At 70.3% G+C, this 15,128-nt stretch carries 16 protein-coding genes; 10 read left to right on the forward strand and 6 right to left on the reverse strand.

Going from position 1 to position 15,128, the window contains the following annotated elements:
- Positions 1-60 precede the first annotated feature (60 nt).
- Positions 61-477: an SseB family protein gene (locus OG780_RS36865; protein ID WP_328455565.1), complete on the forward strand. Its 417-nt coding sequence runs from the start codon at positions 61-63 to the stop codon at positions 475-477.
- Between the two features lie 145 nt (positions 478-622).
- Here OG780_RS36865 and OG780_RS36870 read toward each other — a convergent pair whose 3' ends face one another.
- From OG780_RS36870 to OG780_RS36895, 6 genes are all read right to left on the reverse strand, one after another.
- Positions 623-1,015 (reverse strand): MarR family winged helix-turn-helix transcriptional regulator, encoded by a 393-nt coding sequence (locus OG780_RS36870; RefSeq protein WP_328455567.1) that lies wholly within the window; start codon positions 1,013-1,015, stop codon positions 623-625.
- A gap of 94 nt (positions 1,016-1,109) precedes the next feature.
- The gene (locus tag OG780_RS36875) at positions 1,110-1,460 is read right to left on the reverse strand and encodes a VOC family protein (protein ID WP_328455569.1); all 351 of its coding nucleotides are present in this window, start codon (positions 1,458-1,460) and stop codon (positions 1,110-1,112) included.
- Between the two features lie 126 nt (positions 1,461-1,586).
- Positions 1,587-2,618, reverse strand: a complete 1,032-nt coding sequence (locus tag OG780_RS36880; RefSeq protein ID WP_328455571.1) for a LacI family DNA-binding transcriptional regulator — start codon at positions 2,616-2,618, stop codon at positions 1,587-1,589.
- Entirely contained in the window at positions 2,615-3,520 is a 906-nt protein-coding gene (locus OG780_RS36885; RefSeq protein WP_328455573.1) for a carbohydrate ABC transporter permease, read from the reverse strand. Before OG780_RS36885 ends, OG780_RS36880 begins: the two co-directional genes overlap by 4 nt.
- A complete protein-coding gene (locus OG780_RS36890; RefSeq protein ID WP_328455575.1) occupies positions 3,517-4,440 on the reverse strand; it encodes a carbohydrate ABC transporter permease in 924 nt (307 codons plus the stop codon). Before OG780_RS36890 ends, OG780_RS36885 begins: the two co-directional genes overlap by 4 nt.
- Positions 4,437-5,759, reverse strand: coding sequence for an extracellular solute-binding protein (locus OG780_RS36895; protein ID WP_328455577.1), 1,323 nt, complete (start codon positions 5,757-5,759; stop codon positions 4,437-4,439). The genes OG780_RS36890 and OG780_RS36895 overlap by 4 nt, the downstream gene beginning before the upstream one ends.
- Positions 5,760-6,069: 310 nt before the next feature.
- Between OG780_RS36895 and OG780_RS36900 the strand changes: the two genes are divergently transcribed.
- From OG780_RS36900 to OG780_RS36940, 9 genes are all read left to right on the forward strand, one after another.
- A complete protein-coding gene (locus tag OG780_RS36900; RefSeq protein WP_328455579.1) occupies positions 6,070-8,091 on the forward strand; it encodes a beta-galactosidase in 2,022 nt (673 codons plus the stop codon).
- Positions 8,092-8,677: 586 nt separating this feature from the next.
- Complete coding sequence (locus OG780_RS36905; protein ID WP_328458646.1) at positions 8,678-10,237, forward strand: glycoside hydrolase family 53 protein; 1,560 nt, start codon at positions 8,678-8,680, stop codon at positions 10,235-10,237.
- A gap of 145 nt (positions 10,238-10,382) precedes the next feature.
- The gene (locus OG780_RS36910; RefSeq protein ID WP_328458648.1) at positions 10,383-10,670 is read left to right on the forward strand and encodes an ArsR/SmtB family transcription factor; all 288 of its coding nucleotides are present in this window, start codon (positions 10,383-10,385) and stop codon (positions 10,668-10,670) included.
- A gap of 4 nt (positions 10,671-10,674) precedes the next feature.
- Positions 10,675-11,655 carry an SMP-30/gluconolactonase/LRE family protein gene (locus tag OG780_RS36915; protein ID WP_328455581.1) on the forward strand — a complete coding sequence of 327 codons (981 nt, stop codon included), beginning with the start codon at positions 10,675-10,677 and terminating at the stop codon, positions 11,653-11,655.
- A gap of 198 nt (positions 11,656-11,853) precedes the next feature.
- Positions 11,854-12,330 (forward strand): fluoride efflux transporter CrcB, encoded by a 477-nt coding sequence (crcB, locus tag OG780_RS36920; RefSeq protein WP_328455583.1) that lies wholly within the window; start codon positions 11,854-11,856, stop codon positions 12,328-12,330.
- A complete protein-coding gene (locus tag OG780_RS36925; RefSeq protein ID WP_328455585.1) occupies positions 12,327-12,731 on the forward strand; it encodes a DUF190 domain-containing protein in 405 nt (134 codons plus the stop codon). The genes crcB (OG780_RS36920) and OG780_RS36925 overlap by 4 nt, the downstream gene beginning before the upstream one ends.
- Positions 12,728-13,102 (forward strand): fluoride efflux transporter CrcB, encoded by a 375-nt coding sequence (gene crcB, locus OG780_RS36930; RefSeq protein WP_328455587.1) that lies wholly within the window; start codon positions 12,728-12,730, stop codon positions 13,100-13,102. Before OG780_RS36925 ends, crcB (OG780_RS36930) begins: the two co-directional genes overlap by 4 nt.
- 82 nt (positions 13,103-13,184) lie before the next feature.
- Positions 13,185-14,021 carry an undecaprenyl-diphosphate phosphatase gene (locus tag OG780_RS36935; protein WP_328455589.1) on the forward strand — a complete coding sequence of 279 codons (837 nt, stop codon included), beginning with the start codon at positions 13,185-13,187 and terminating at the stop codon, positions 14,019-14,021.
- A gap of 161 nt (positions 14,022-14,182) precedes the next feature.
- Positions 14,183-15,124 (forward strand): glutaminase, encoded by a 942-nt coding sequence (locus tag OG780_RS36940; RefSeq protein WP_443062256.1) that lies wholly within the window; start codon positions 14,183-14,185, stop codon positions 15,122-15,124.
- Positions 15,125-15,128 lie beyond the last annotated feature (4 nt).

Raw genomic sequence — 15,128 nt, forward strand, 5'->3', positions numbered from 1 at the left:
ACGCTCGGGAGCCAGACCGGCCCGAGTGGCCGCCCGCCCGCCACGATCCGGGGATCTGCCATGGACACGCCCGTGAACAACAACCACCACCCCACCGCACCCGCGGCGACGCCCGCACAGGAGGCCCTGGACACCCTCGCCGTGAACACCGACGACACCGCCGCGCTCGACACCCTCGCCGGCAGCGACGTCCTGGTGCCCGTGCCGGACGACGCCTCGGACGAGGACATCGCCGACCCCCACGCCGTGGCGCTGCCCGTCCTGGACGACCCCGAAGGCGGACAGGTGGTTCCGGTGTTCACCTCGGAGCTGGAGCTGGCCGAACTCCTGCCCTCCGTCTCCCGCTACCGTCTCGTGCCGCTGGCCGCGCTCGCCTCCCAGTGGCCCTCGGGCGATCTGGACCTCGTCATCGACGCGGCCTCACCGCACGGCCTCACGCTCACCTCGGAGGGCGTGCGCACGCTGCTGGCGCGGTAGCGGCGCGGTAGGCAGCAGCACGGTCGGCCGCGGGGCACCTTCCGCTCTCCGGCGCCGTCAGGCTGCCGGACGGAGCGGAAGGCGTGCCGTAGCGAGTCCTGGGCGAGAGCCGTGGGAAGGCCGCAGGAAGGACGGGGCGGGCGGATCAGCCGTTCAGCATGCGGGCGAGTGCGGACCGCTGAAGGGGGAGTACCTCGGCGTGCAGCTCGCGACCCTTCCGGGTGAGGGCGACCCACACTCCCCGGCGGTCCTCCTGGCACATGGTGCGTTCCACCAGGCCGTCCTTCTCCAGCCGGCCGATGAGGCGGGACAGCGCGCTCTGGCTCAGATGGACCCGGTCCGCGATGTTCTGCACCCGGCAGTGCTCGCCGGGCTCCGTGACCGTCTCCGATACGAGGATGTCCAGGACCTCGAAGTCACTGGCTCCCAGGCCGTGCGGATGCAGCACGCGGTCGATCTCGCACATCGTGCGGGCGTGCACCGAGAGGATGTCCCGCCACTGGTCCTCCAGCCGGGAACCGGGCGTCTTCGTTGCCATAACTGAACGGTAACAGAGATCGGGCCACTAGTTGAGTGTGCAATTAGTGTGCCTGCATCCAGTCGCCCCGCCCGTTTCCGGCCCGCGCCCCCTGTCAGGTGGTGGGGTCCTCGATGAGCCCGTACTGGTTGCCTTCCGCGTCCTTCACCGACGCGACCAGCCGGCCGTTGCCCACGTCCTGGAGTTCCTGGAGCGTCTCGGCGCCCGCTTCGAGCAGGGCCGCCAGGGTCGCCTTGATGTCATCGACGTGCCAGAAGGGGACCGGGCCGGTCAGGCCCTTGGAGTGGCCGTTCGGGTCGAGGCCGACATCCTGGCCCGCGTCCTTGAAACCGACGTAGTACGGCTCGTCCACATAGGGCTCCACCCCGAGCAGCTGGGTGAACAGGGCCTTCGCCTTCGCGATGTCCTTGACGGGGTAGATGATGGTCTTGACTCCGGCGGTCATCTCGACTCCTGTACGGTGCGTGGCGGCCGTGGCGGCCGGCTGTCGTGCCGTCGGCGATCCGGCGGCCCTTTCACGCTAAGCCGGGGCAGGCGGGTACGGCTTCTCGAATCCTGACCGGTGTGGCTCTCAGGTGGACTCGCGGCGCACCAGCTCCGTCGGCAGGATCACCGCCGCCGGATCCTCGCCGCCGATCTGGGCGAGGAGGACCCGGACCATCTCGGAGCTGATGCGGTCCCAGGGCTGGCGGATGGTGGTCAGGGCCGGGGTCGCGGCCGTCGCGGCGGGGGAGTCGTCGAAGCCGCCGACCGCGACGTCCTCCGGTACCCGGCGGCCCGCCTTGCGCAGCGCGGTCAGCACGCCCTGGGCCATCAGGTCCGAGGCGACGAACACGGCGTCCACGTCCGGTGCGCGGTCGAGGAGCTGTTCGGCGCCCGCCTCACCGCTGGCGCGGCTGTAGTCGCCGGAGGCGATGAGACGGTCGTCGGCCTCGACGCCCGCCTCGGCGAGCACCTCCCGGTAGCCCGCCAGACGCTCGACACCGCCGGGGGTGTCCAGCGGGCCGGTGACCATGCCGATCCGGCGCCGCCCGAGGGAGAGCAGGTGCGTGACCATGTCCCGGGCGCCGTCGCGGTCGTCGGCGGCCACGTAACTCACCTTGGAAACGAGGCCGATGGGCTTGCCGCAGGCGACGAGCGGCACGCCCGCCTCGCGCAGCTCCTCGGCGACCGGATCGCCGGAATGACTGGAGACCAGCAGCACCCCGTCGACATGGCCGGCCGTGATGTACCGCGTGATGCGCCGCCGCTCGTCCTGGGTGCCGGCGAGCATCAGCAGGAGCGGCACGTCGTGCGCGGCGAGTGCCTGGGTGCAGCCGCGCAGCAGGACGTTGAAGTTCGGGTCCTCGAAGAACCGCTCCTGCGGCTCGGTCAGCAGGAAGCCGACCGAGTCGGACCGTCCGGTGATCAGTGAGCGGGCGTGCCGGTTCACGACGTAGCCCGTTCTGCGGATGGCGGCGTTGACGGCCTCCGCCGCCGTGGGGCTCACATAGTGCCCGCCGTTGAGTACGCGTGACACGGTGCCTCGTGAGACACCGGCCTCGCGCGCGACGTCATGGATCGTCGGCGGCTTGCGCCGACCCCCCGTGTTGCTCATGGTCATGACTTTACGGCTCCGGACAGCAGGTCGAGGCTCCAGAAGCGCTGGATGACCAGGAACAGCGCGACCAGCGGGATGATCGCCAGCAGGGCGCCGGTGATGACCAGGGTGTACAGGGCCGGGGTGTTGGAGCCCTGTTCGAGGAGGGTGAACAGGCCGAGGGTGATCGGGAACTTCTCGTCGTCGCTGAGCATGATGTAGGGGAGCAGGAAGTTGTTCCACACGGCCACGAACTGGAACAGGAACACCGTAACCAGGCCGGGAACCATCATGGGCAGCGCGACCCGGGTGAAGATCCGCCACTCGCCGGCGCCGTCCATCCGCCCGGCCTCGACCACGTCACCGGGGACGGCTGCGGCGGCGTAGATCCGGGCGAGGTAGACGCCGTACGGGGACAGGACGAGCGGCAGGAGCACGGAGGCGTACGAATCCGTCAGGTCCGCCTTGGCGAGGAGCAGGTACTGCGGGATCGCGAGGATCACCGGCGGCATCAGCACGCCCGCCAAGAGGACGCTGAAGATGGTCTCGCGGCCCCGGAAGCGGTAGATCGCGAGCGCGTAGCCGCTGACCGCCGAGACGGCCGTCGACAGAAGGGCGCCGAGACCGGCGTAGAGGGCGGAGTTGCCCATCCACTTCCAGTAGATGCCGTCGCGGTAGGCGTTGAGGTCCGTGACGTTCTGGGTGAAGCCGGTGCCCGGCAGGAACGTGAACGTCGAGAACAGCTCGCGGCCCGACTTGGTGGCCGCGATCACCACCCAGGCGACGGGCAGCAGACAGTAGAGCGCGCCGAGCAGCAGGGTGAGGGTCGGGACCAGGGCGATCCGGCCGCGCAGGGGCGGCCCTTGGGCGGTGCCGGGGGTGGTGCCCGCGGCCGGAGCGGCCTTGCGGACGGCAAGAGAACTCATCGTGCTTCCTCCTGCTTGGTACGGGAGTTCGCGGCGCGCAGGAAACCGAAGGACAGGACCAGCGTGGCCACGGCGATGATCACTGCCTCGGCGGCGGCCGCGTAGATGTCACCGGTGTTGAACGCGTCCCGGTAGACCTTCATCAGCGGACTCCAGGTCGTGGAGACGGAGTTGGTTAGGGGCTTGAGGGTGGTCGGCTCGCTGAACACCTGGAGCGTGGCGATGATCGAGAAGAAGAAGGTGAGCACCAGGGAGGGCGCCACCATCGGGATCTTGATCCGCAGCGCGGTCTGCAGCGGGGTGGCGCCGTCCAGCTTCGCCGCCTCGCGGACCTCGGCGGGGATGGCCTGGAGCGAGGTGTAGATGACGATCATGTTGAAGCCGGTGCCGCCCCACACCGCGATGTTCGACAGCGCGAGGAACAGCGGGCCGCCGTCCAGCAGGTTCGGCTGCGGCAGGCCCAGCTTGCCGAGGACGAAGTAGAAGGGGCTGACGTCCGGGAGGTAGAGGAACCCCCACAGCAGGGCGGCCACGACGCCGGGGATGGCGTACGGCAGGAAGATCGCGAGCCGGGTGAAGGGGGTCAGGCGTACCTTCTCCGCGTCGAGCATGAGCGCGAAGAGCAATGCGAGGCCGAGCATCACCGGCACGACGATGAGGCCATAGCCCGCCACGCGCAGCGCGCCGTCGACGAGTTCGCTGTCGGTCAGCGCGTCGGTGTAGTTCCCGATGCCGGCCCAGACTTCTTTGCGGGCACCGGCGCCCAGGCCGAGACCCTTGACCTGGACCTTGTGCAGGCTCAGCCAGATCGCGTAGCCGATGGGCAGGGCGAAGAAGAGGACGAAGAGGATCGTCGCGGGGAGGAGGAAACCGTACGGGGCCCCCTTGACCCCGTACGGCTTCCGGCGTGCGGTCGTCACTGAGCGACCCCGAAGCCCTGCTTCTTGAGGTCGGCGACGGTGGCGTCCTGCATGGTCTTCAGGGCGGCACCGAAGTCCGACTTGTTCTTGGCGGCGGCTCCGAAGGCGTCGTTGAAGGTCGTGTAGGCGACGTTCACGTTCGGGCCCCACGCGGACGGGGCGGTGGTCTTCGCGATCTCCGAGGCCTTGGTGTAGAAGTCCGGCTGGTTGGAGAAGAAGGCCGGCGGCTGCGCGAACGCGTCACCGCTCTGGGCGCTGGTGGACGCAGGGTAGATGCCGCTCTCCTTCGCCAGCGCGGCCACCGCCTGCGGGTCGGTGTTCAGCCAGGCGGCGAACTTCGCGGCGGCCGCCTTGTGCGGGGAGTCCGTGGTGACGGCCGTCGAGGAACCGCCCCAGCTGCCGGTGACGTTCTCGCCGGCCGACCACTGTGGCAGCGGGGCCATCGCCCACTTGCCCGTGGTCTGCGGGGCCGCCGTGGTCAGAGTGCCGGGCGCCCACACCGCGCTGACCCAGGCGATCTGCTTGCCGGTGTTCAGCGCCTTGTTCCAGGCCGGCTGGTACATCGGCTGGTTGTCGATCGCGCCTTCCTTGACGAGACCGCCCCAGAAGTCGGCGACCTTCTGGGTGGCCGCGTCGTCGATGCCGACCTTCCACTTGTCGCCGGAGGTGGTCCACCACTTGGCGCCGGCCTGCTGGGCCAGACCCGCGAAGAGACCGGAGTCGTTGGCGGAGAAGGTGGTGAGCGCCTTGTCCGGCGCCTTCTTCTTCAGCGCGCGGGCGGTCTCGGCGAACTGTTCCCAGGTGGCCGGAACGGTCAGGCCGTACTTCTTGAACAGGTCCGCGCGGTAGTAGAACATCATCGGGCCGATGTCCTGCGGGATCGCGTAGACCGCGTCCGTCCCCAGCGTCGTCTGCTGCCAGACGCCGTCGGCGAACTTGGTCTTCGCCTCTTTGGACTCGGCGGCTATGTCGGCGAGCGCGTCATTGCTGACCAGGGTCGGCAGCGCCTGGTACTCGGCCTGGACCAGGTCCGGTGCCTTCTTCGCCTTGTGCGCGGTGAGAATCTTGGTGACGAGCGTGTCGCCGGACGCCTGCTTCTTCACCGTGACGGTGATCTGCTGCTTCTTCCCCGGCCCCTTGTTCCAGAGGTCGACGACCTTGTCCATGCCCGGCGCCCAGGTCCAGAACGTCAGTGTCGCGGGTCCGGACTGGGATTCGCTCTTGTCGTCGTCGGACGAGCCGCAGGCGACGAGCGAGGTGGCGCCGAGGACGACGGCGATGGTGCTGGCCACGAGGCGGTTGTGCTTCGTGTTGGGCATGGAACGTTCTCCCCTGACCTGGGCCTCCGCCTGCTGCGGGGGCCTGCCCTGTTCTTGCGCGATTCGCTTGCGGGGGTGCGCCGGCCGGTACCGGTGACCGCGAGCGCACGCCGGGCCCTGGGGCCTTCACGCGCTCGCCTGCCGGCACCTGAGCGTCCCTTGGGCTCACTCGCGGTGCTTCTGTGAGCGTTCACAGTAGAGAAACATCCCGGACACTTGTCAATGGTTGTTGCTGTGCGGTTATGTTGGGCTCACGCCGCTGGCGTTGTGTGTGCACGTTCCCAAATGATCGATTACATGGGAGAGATCCATGCCGGAGACCAACCCCAAGGGCCTCACCGGGCTCGCCTTCGGTGGGGACTACAACCCCGAGCAGTGGCCGGAAAGCTTCTGGCCCGAGGACGTCCGGCTGATGCGGGAGGCGGGCGTCACGATGGTGAGCGTCGGGATCTTCTCCTGGGCCCTGCTCGAACCGGCCCGGGGCACCTACGAGTTCGGCTGGCTGGACCGCGTCCTCGACCTGCTCCACGAGAACGGCATACGCGCGGACCTGGGCACCCCGACCGTCGCACCGCCCGCCTGGTTCTACCGCGAACACCCCGAGGCGCTCCCCGTGGCCGCCGACGGCACGCGCTACGCCTTCGGTTCACGCGGCGCCATCTGCCACAGCAACGCCCACTACCGCGCCACGGCCGCCTCCATCACGACCCGGCTCGCGACCCGTTACGCCGACCACCCCGCCCTCGCGCTGTGGCACGTCCACAACGAGTACGGCGTCCCCGTCTCGGCCTGCTACTGCGATTCCTGCGCGGAGCACTTCCGCCGGTGGCTGACCGGCACCTACGGGAGCGTCGGCGAGCTCAACGAGGCCTGGGGGACGGCCTTCTGGGGGCAGCGGTACGCCGACTTCGACCAGGTCGACCCGCCGCGCCTGACCCCGACCGTCGGCAATCCGGCCCAGGCGCTGGACTACAAGCGGTTCGCCGACGCCACCATGCGCGAGAACTTCGTGGCCGAACGGGACATCCTCCACCGCCTCGCGCCGGGCATCCCCGTCACCACCAACTTCATGACGGCCCTCAGCCAGTGCGACTCCGTCGACTACTGGGCCTGGGGCCGCGAGGTCGATCTCGTCACCAACGACCACTATCTGATGACCGACGGCCGCCGCACCCACGTCAACCTCGCGATGGCCGCAGACCTCACCCGCTCGGTCGCCGGCGGCGCGCCCTGGCTGCTCCTCGAACACTCCACCTCGGGCGTCAACTGGCAGCCCCGCAATCCCGCCAAGGCGCCCGGCCAGATGGCCCGCAACTCGCTGTCCCACGTGGCCCGCGGCTCCGAGGGCGCCATGTTCTTCCAGTGGCGGCAGTCCCGCAGCGGCGCCGAGAAGTTCCACTCCTCGATGCTGCCGCACGCCGGCACCGACTCGCGCGTGTGGCGCGAGGTCGTCGAACTCGGCGCGTCCGTCGACTCGCTGGCCTCCGTCAAGGGCACCCGCACGGTCGCCGACGTGGCCGTCCTGTGGGACTGGCAGTCCTGGTGGGCGCAGAGCCTGCAATGGCGCCCGAGCGAGGACCACGACGCCCGCGAGCGCGCCGACGCCTTCTACGAGGCCCTCTACGACCGTCACCTCACCGTCGACTTCGCCCACCCGGAAGCCGACTTGTCGGCCTATCCCCTTGTCGTCGTACCCGCCCTCTATCTGATGACCGAGGCCGCGGCGGACAACCTCAGGGAGTACGTCGACAGCGGCGGCACCCTCCTCGTCTCCTACTTCTCCGGCATCGTCGACGAGCACGACGCCCTCCACGAAGGCCCCCATCCCGGCGCCCTGCGGGACGTACTCGGCCTGAACGTCGAGGAGTTCTCCCCGCTGCTCCAGGGGGAAATCGTCCGGATCACCGGGCCCGACGGCTCCGAACTCACCGGTGACGTGTGGACCGAGTTCGTGGTGCCGCGCGGCGCCGAGACCGTGTGGACGTACGCCGACGGGCTCACCGCCGGGCATCCGGCGGTCACCCGGCACCAGAGCGGCGCGGGCTCGGCCTGGTACGTGTCCACGCGCCTCGCGGCCGAGGGGCTGGACGCGCTGATCGGCTGGGTGGCCGACGACGCGCGCATCGCGCCGCGCGCGGATCTGCCCCGTGATGTCGAAGTGGTGCGCCGTACCGGCGAGTCCGGCACCTACGTCTTCGCCGTCAACCACACCGCGTCCGACGCCAAGGTGCCGCTGGACGCGCACGGCACCGAGCTCCTCACGGGCGAACGCGCCGCCGGCCGGCTCGCGGTTCCGGCGGGCGCGGTGCGGGTCGTACGCCTCGACGGCTGACCGGGGCACGGTTCCGCAGGGTTCGTCCTTCCTGCGGTCAGGCCCAACCAACTCGTCCTGCATGCGCCTTGACCGGGTCCCGGCACGACCGGAGGCGGGATTCGGGCCGCACCCGGGCCCTGGGGTGACCGGCCGCCCGGGGTGCGGGTCTGCCCCGTGGCCAGGTCAACCGGCCTTCGACGCACGGGACGTGTCCGGACCAAGGTCCAACCGGGCGCGCTTGCAAGGACTTTGGCCAGGCCGATCCGAAGGACACCGGTCGGCGCCCGTTACGACCGCACCAGCCGCACCCACAGCACCGGTCGTCGGGACCCGTGCGGGGCGCGCCCGATCACCCTCCGGGCTCGCGTTCCCGGCGACCGCACCGAGTCCTCCGGGTCACCACCCGGCGATCCCCCCATCCGGCAGGGCCGCACGGCCCGCCGGTCGCTTCAACCGCCGCCCGCGTCACAGCACTCGGCGGCGCCCCGACCCCCCCTCCGCCCGTGCGAGCCGTGAAGCCGCGGGCGGAGGGGTTCGCCCCCGGATCCACCCGGATCCGCCGGGGGCACCTCTCCCCACCACGTCGAAGGGACGACGGACGATGATGTTCCATCCCAGACGCACACTCAGGGCCCTGCTGCTGCCGCTCGCGGCCGGGCTCGCCCTCACCGCCCTCCCCGCGCAGACCGCGCAGGCGGCGAGCACCCTGACCAACGCCGGATTCGAGGCCGACGGGACCGGCACCGCCGTTCCCAGCGGCTGGTCGGAGTCCGGCACCACCGCCGCCTCGTACGTCGAAGCCGGTGGCCACGGCGGGAGTTACCGCCTCAGCCACTACTCCGCCTCGGCCTACAAGGTGGAGACCTACCAGACCCTCACCGGGCTGACCAACGGGAGCTACAAGCTCACCGCATGGGTGCGCTCGGGCGGCGGACAGAACTCCGCCTACCTCGCCCTGAAGAACTGCGGCGGCACCGAGCAGCGCACCGATCTGCCGGTCTCCGCCAGCGGGTGGATCCACCTGGTCGTGCCCGTCTCCGTGACGAGCAACCAGTGCACGGTCAGCGTCTACTCCGACGCCAACGCCGGAAACTGGATCAACGTCGACGACCTGACGTTCACCTCCGGCACCACCGGACTGACCGTCAAGGGCTCCGACATCTCCTCCCTCGCCAAGAGCGAGGCCTACGGCGGGGTCTACAAGACCAGTTCCGGCACCACCGGCGACGCGCTCGCCATCCTCAAGTCCTCCGGGATGAACTACGCGCGCCTGAAGGTCTGGGTGAACCCGGCCGACGGCTACAACAACAAGGCCCGGGTCCTTGCGATGGCCAAGCGCATCAAGGCGCAGGGCATGAAGCTCCTGGTCGACTTCCACTACTCGGACACCTGGGCCGACCCCGGCACCCAGACCAAGCCGGCCGCCTGGGCCGGACACTCGTACAGCCAGCTGAAGACGGACGTCTACAACCACACGTACGACGTCCTGAACGCCCTGAAGGCGCAGGGCACCACGGCCGACATGGTGCAGATCGGCAACGAGATCAACGGCGGCATGCTCTGGTCCGAGGGCTCCACGGACAACTTCGCGCAGCTCGCGGGACTGCTCAACTCCGGCTACGACGCGGCCAAGGCGGTCAGCTCCTCGACCGTCGTGGCCCTGCACCTCGCCAAGGGCGGCGATCTCACCGGTACCCGCTGGTGGTTCGACACCGCCCTCGCCAACGGCGTGAAGTTCGACGCCATCGGCCTGTCCTACTACGGCTACTGGCACGGCTCGCTCTACGACTTCCAGACCACCCTGGACGACGCGGCCTCCCGCTACGCCAAGCCGGTCTTCCTCGCCGAGACGGCCTACCCCTTCCGTCTGGACAGTGACGACGCGCTCACCAACCAGATCGACACGACCGCCGAACTGGTCTCCGGCTACGCGGCCACGACCGCCGGGCAGTCCAACTGGCTGCGTGACGTCATGAACGTCGTGGAGGCCGTGCCGAACGGCCGCGGTCTCGGCGTCTTCTACTGGGAGGCCACCTGGACGGCGGTCACCGGCAACGGCTGGGACCCGGCCGACTCCACCTCCGGCAACGGATGGGAGAACCAGGCCCTGTTCGGCTTCGACGACAAGGCTCTTCCGGCCATGTCCCTGTTCGGTCACCGCTGAGGGCGACGGGGTCCGGCCGCCGGTGCGGCCGGGCCCCGTGCGTTTTCCGAGCCGTCCGGCTCCGGCCAGGGTCGCCGGAAGGCAGTGCGTGCCGCAGCCGGCTGCGGGACAGTGGCGGGAGACCGTCACGACGGAGGGGGACGACATGCTCAAGGGGCCCGGCAGCGGTCAAAGGCTGGACATCCTGGAGTGGTTGCGCGACCCCGTGACGCACTTCCCGCACCGGCGCCCCGTCGACCTCGTCGAGGGCGGCGTCACTCCCGAGGCCCTCGCCGTCAAACTCGGCGTGAGCCGGGCCGTGGCACGCACCCACCTCGACCTCCTCACCGGAGTCGGTCTGCTGCGGGCCAAGAAGGTCGGGCGGCGGACCTACTACCGTCCTGACGAGTACCGTATCGCCGAAGTGAGCCACTACTTCGAGAAGGGCTGGTAGACGCGTGGGAGACGGGTCCGGCACGACGGCGGTCACCGCCCTTTCGCCCCGGCGCGCGGTGTCGCTCGGCGGCCGCGGCCCCGAGGACGTGGTGGCCGACTCCCGGGGCGGGGTGCTGACCGGTCTGGAGGACGGCCGCATCGTACGCGTCGAAGGCCTCGGCGACCCCGACCGCACCGGTGTCAAGGTCGTCGCCGAGACGGGCGGCAGACCGCTCGGCCTCGAACTCCTGCCGGACAACGCTCTGCTGGTGTGCGATGCCGAACGCGGACTGCTGCGGGTCGGGCTGGAGGACGGAGTGGTCCGCGTCCTCGCCGACCGGGTCGCCGGAGTACCGCTGCGCTTCTGCAGCAATGTGGTCGCCCTCTCGGACGGCACCGTGTACTTCACCGTCTCCAGCCGGAGTTACCCCCTGAAGCAGTGGATCGGCGATCTCGTCGAACACACCGGATCCGGCTGTCTGCTGCGCCTCGCGCCGGGGGAGACCGAACCCGAAGTGCTCCTGGAGGGGCTGCAGTTCGCCAATGGTCTCGCCGCCTCGGCCGACGAGTCGTTCCTCGTCGTCGCGGAGACCGGCGCGTTCCGGCTCGTCCGCTACTGGCTCACCGGGCCGCGAGCGGGCCGGTCCGAGACCTTCGCCGACGACCTCCCCGGCCAGCCGGACAACCTCTGGCGCGCCCCGGACGGCCCGATCTGGGTGGCCCTGGCGGGCCCCCGCGTCGGCGCCCTGGAATACCTGCACCGCCGGGGCCCGGCGGTCCGGCGCGCCGCGGCCCGGATCGCCGTGCGCGCGCCCTTCAGACCACCGGGCACCACCGGTGTCCTCGCGGTCGATGACGACGGCGCCGTCCTGCACCACCTGGAGAGCCGCCGAGCACGTTTCCGGATGGTGACCAGCGTCTGTGAGTCCGAGGGCCGGCTGATCCTCGGGAGCATCTGGGAACGGGGCCTCGCGGTCTGTGACCTTCCGGGCGCCACCGGCTGAGCGTCCGGGCCTTTCGGGGGAAGGACCAGGCGTGCGCGGCCCGCGTGCCCGGCGTTACCCTGGTCACCGGCCGCGATCTTGCAGCGCGGCGCGGCGGTGGGGCCCGCCGTACCCGAACCGCGGCACGGATGCCGCCAACGGTCCCTGCTTGCGATGCCGTGCGCCCGCACCGGCCCGGCGAGTAGGAGCCCGGAAACCATGACAGTCCCGCATCCCGAGCGCGTCGGCGAGTCCGGCACCCCCGCACGCGCGCCCGCGCGCACGGCGTCCCCCTGGCACGGCCAGGGCCCGGTCGTCGCGGCGGTCTCGCTGGGCGGCGCCATCGGCGCCTCGGCCCGCTACGGCGCGGGACTGCTGTGGCCCACGCCGGACGGCGGCTTCCCCTGGACCACGTTCACGATCAACGTCGTGGGCTGCGCCGTCATCGGCGTGCTCATGGTGCTGATCACCGACATGCGGGCGGTGCACCGCCTCGCGCGCCCCTTCTTCGGCACCGGGGTCCTCGGCGGCTTCACCACCTTCTCCACGTACGCCGTCGACATCCGGAACCTGGTCGGCACCGGCCACCCGGGCACCGGGCTCGGCTATCTCGCCGCGACCCTGTGCGCGGCGCTCGCGGCGGTGTGGCTCGGGACGACGACGGCCCGCCGCGCCCTGGCACGGAGGCGGCGATGACAAGGCTGACCGGCGACGCCCTCAGACTGACGGTCCTCGTCGGCGAGAACGACACCTGGCACCGTAAGCCGCTCTACGCCGAGATCGTGCACCGCGCCCACGCCGCGGGCCTCGCGGGTGCCAGCGTCTTCCGGGGCATCGAGGGATTCGGCGCCTCCTCCCTCGTCCACACCTCGCGGCTGCTCTCGCTGAGCGAGGACCTGCCGGTGGCCGTGATCGTCGTGGACACCGAGGAGCGGGTCCGGGCGTTCCTGCCGGAGCTCGACGAACTCGTCACCGAGGGTCTGGTGGTCCTCGACCCCTGTGAGGTGATCCGTTACACAGGCCGCGGCGCCGCAGCCGACGACGACTCCGGCCCGACCGGCGGTGACCCGGCAGGGGAAGGCGGGACGCCGCGGTGAACTGGCTGCTGGTGATCATCGGCGCCGCGGTCGGCGCACCCCTGCGGTATCTGACCGACCGGGCGGTACAGCGGAAGCACGATACGGTCTTCCCCTGGGGCACCCTCGTCGTGAACGTGACAGGGTGCCTGATCCTCGGTCTGCTGACCGGTGCCGTCTCGGCGGGGCAGGTGTCCGGACACCTGCAACTGCTGATCGGGACCGGCCTGTGCGGGGCGCTCACCACGTACTCGACGTTCTCGTACGAGACCCTGCGGCTGACCGAGACGGGGGCGGCGTTCTACGCTGCCGCCAACGTGATCGTGAGCGTGACGGCGGGCCTGGGCGCGGCGTTCGCCGGGGTCTCGTTTGCACAAGCTTTGTGGACCTAGGTGTCGGGCGTCCTCGTGGATACGTAACACTGTCTCCTGCACCGTCTACAGCACTGTCGACCAACTTTCAGAACTGGATCCCATGAGCGTCATCAACGTCGGTCAGGCCGTCGTCCTCGGAGTCGTCGAGGGGGTGACCGAATTCCTTCCCGTCTCCTCGACCGGCCACCTCAAGATCACCGAGGGCCTGATGGGAATCCCCGTCGACGACGACGCCGTCGTCGGCTTCTCCGCGGTCATCCAGGTCGGCGCGATCGCCGCCGTGCTCGTGTACTTCTTCAAGGACATCGTGCGGATCGTCTCCGCCTGGGGCCGTGGCCTGCGCGACAAGAACGAGCGCCAGAGCCACGACTACAAGTTCGCCTGGTGGGTCATCTACGCGACGATCCCGATCGTGGCCGTGGGTCTCGGTGCCAAGAAGCTCATCGAGGGTCCGCTGGCCTCCCTGTGGGTGGTGGCCGGTTCGCTGATCGTCGGCAGTGGCGTGATGTGGGTGGCCGACCAGATGGGCCGTCACAAGCGCGGTGAGGACGACGTCTCGTTCAAGGACGCGATGCTGGTCGGCAGCTCCCAGATCCTCGCCCTGCTCTTCCCGGGCTTCTCGCGCTCCGGCGCCACCATGTCGACGGGCCTCATCCTCGACCTGGACCGCGTCGCCGCCACCCGGCTCTCCTTCTTCCTCGGCATCCCGGCCCTGACCGGCGCGGGCATCTACGAGCTCAAGGACGCCCTGGGCACCGGTGTGGGCGCCGCTCCGCTGATCGCCGGCACCCTCGTGTCGTTCGTGGTCGCCTACGCCTCGATCGCCTGGCTGCTGAAGTTCGTCGCCAAGCACTCCTTCAACGCCTTCGTGATCTACCGCATCGTCATCGGCGTGCTGCTCTTCGGGCTGCTCGGCGCGGGCGTCATCGACAGCTGACACCGCTCCGGGCGCCGGTGCGAACAGGCTCCGGGCACGAAGGGTCCGCCCACAGGGGGCGCGAAGCCGGATTCCGGCTCCGCGCCCCCTGTGCTGTTCCCCGCACCCCGTCCGACCAGGACGCCGGGCCTCGGGACGGGGCGGACGGCACAATGGCGATCATGCCCGGGAAATCGCCGTACCCGTCCTCCCACACCTTCCAGCCGATCCTGGAGCGCGTCGCCACCGAGATCGCGCAGACGCCGGGACGCGGGAGACCGGCCGACTACATCCCGGCGCTGGCCGCCTGCGATCCACGCCGCTTCGGCATGGCCGTCGCGGAGCTCGACGGCACGGTGTACGGCGTGGGGGACTGGCGGCAGCCGTTCTCCACGCAGTCCATCACCAAGGTCTTCACCCTCGCCCTCGACCTGGCCCGCGAGGGCGACGCCCTGTGGGAGCACGTCGGGCGGGAGCCCTCCGGCAACCCGTTCAACTCCCTGGTCCAGCTCGAGTACGAGAACGGCATCCCGCGCAACCCGTTCATCAACGCCGGAGCCCTCGTCGTCACCGACCGGCTCCAGACCCGGACCGGCGACGCGGCCGGCGTCCTGCTGGAGTTCCTGCGGGCCGAGAGCGGCAACGCGGAGCTCGGCTTCGACCGGGACATCGCCGCCTCCGAGACCGCGAACGGCGACCGCAACGCGGCACTCGGCCACTTCATGGCCTCGTACGGCAACATCGACAACCCGGTGCCGGACCTGCTCGACCAGTACTTCCTCCAGTGCTCGATCGCCGCCTCCTGCGCCGATCTCGCCCTCGCCACCGGATTCCTGGCCCGGCACGGCATCCGGGCCGACGGCGGCCGGCTGCTCTCCCGGAGCCAGGCCAAGCAGATCAACGCGATCATGCTGACCTGCGGGACCTACGACGCCGCGGGCGACTTCGCCTACCGGGTCGGGCTCCCCGGCAAGAGCGGGGTCGGCGGCGGCATCATCGCCGTCGTGCCCGGCCGGTGCACCCTGTGCGTCTGGAGCCCGGGTCTCGACGAACGCGGCAACTCGGTGGCCGGTGTGGCGGCCCTGGACCGCTTCACGACGCTCACCGGCCTGTCGGTGTTCTGAGGCG

Source organism: Streptomyces sp. NBC_00386, assembly GCF_036063235.1.
GTDB lineage: Bacteria > Actinomycetota > Actinomycetes > Streptomycetales > Streptomycetaceae > Streptomyces.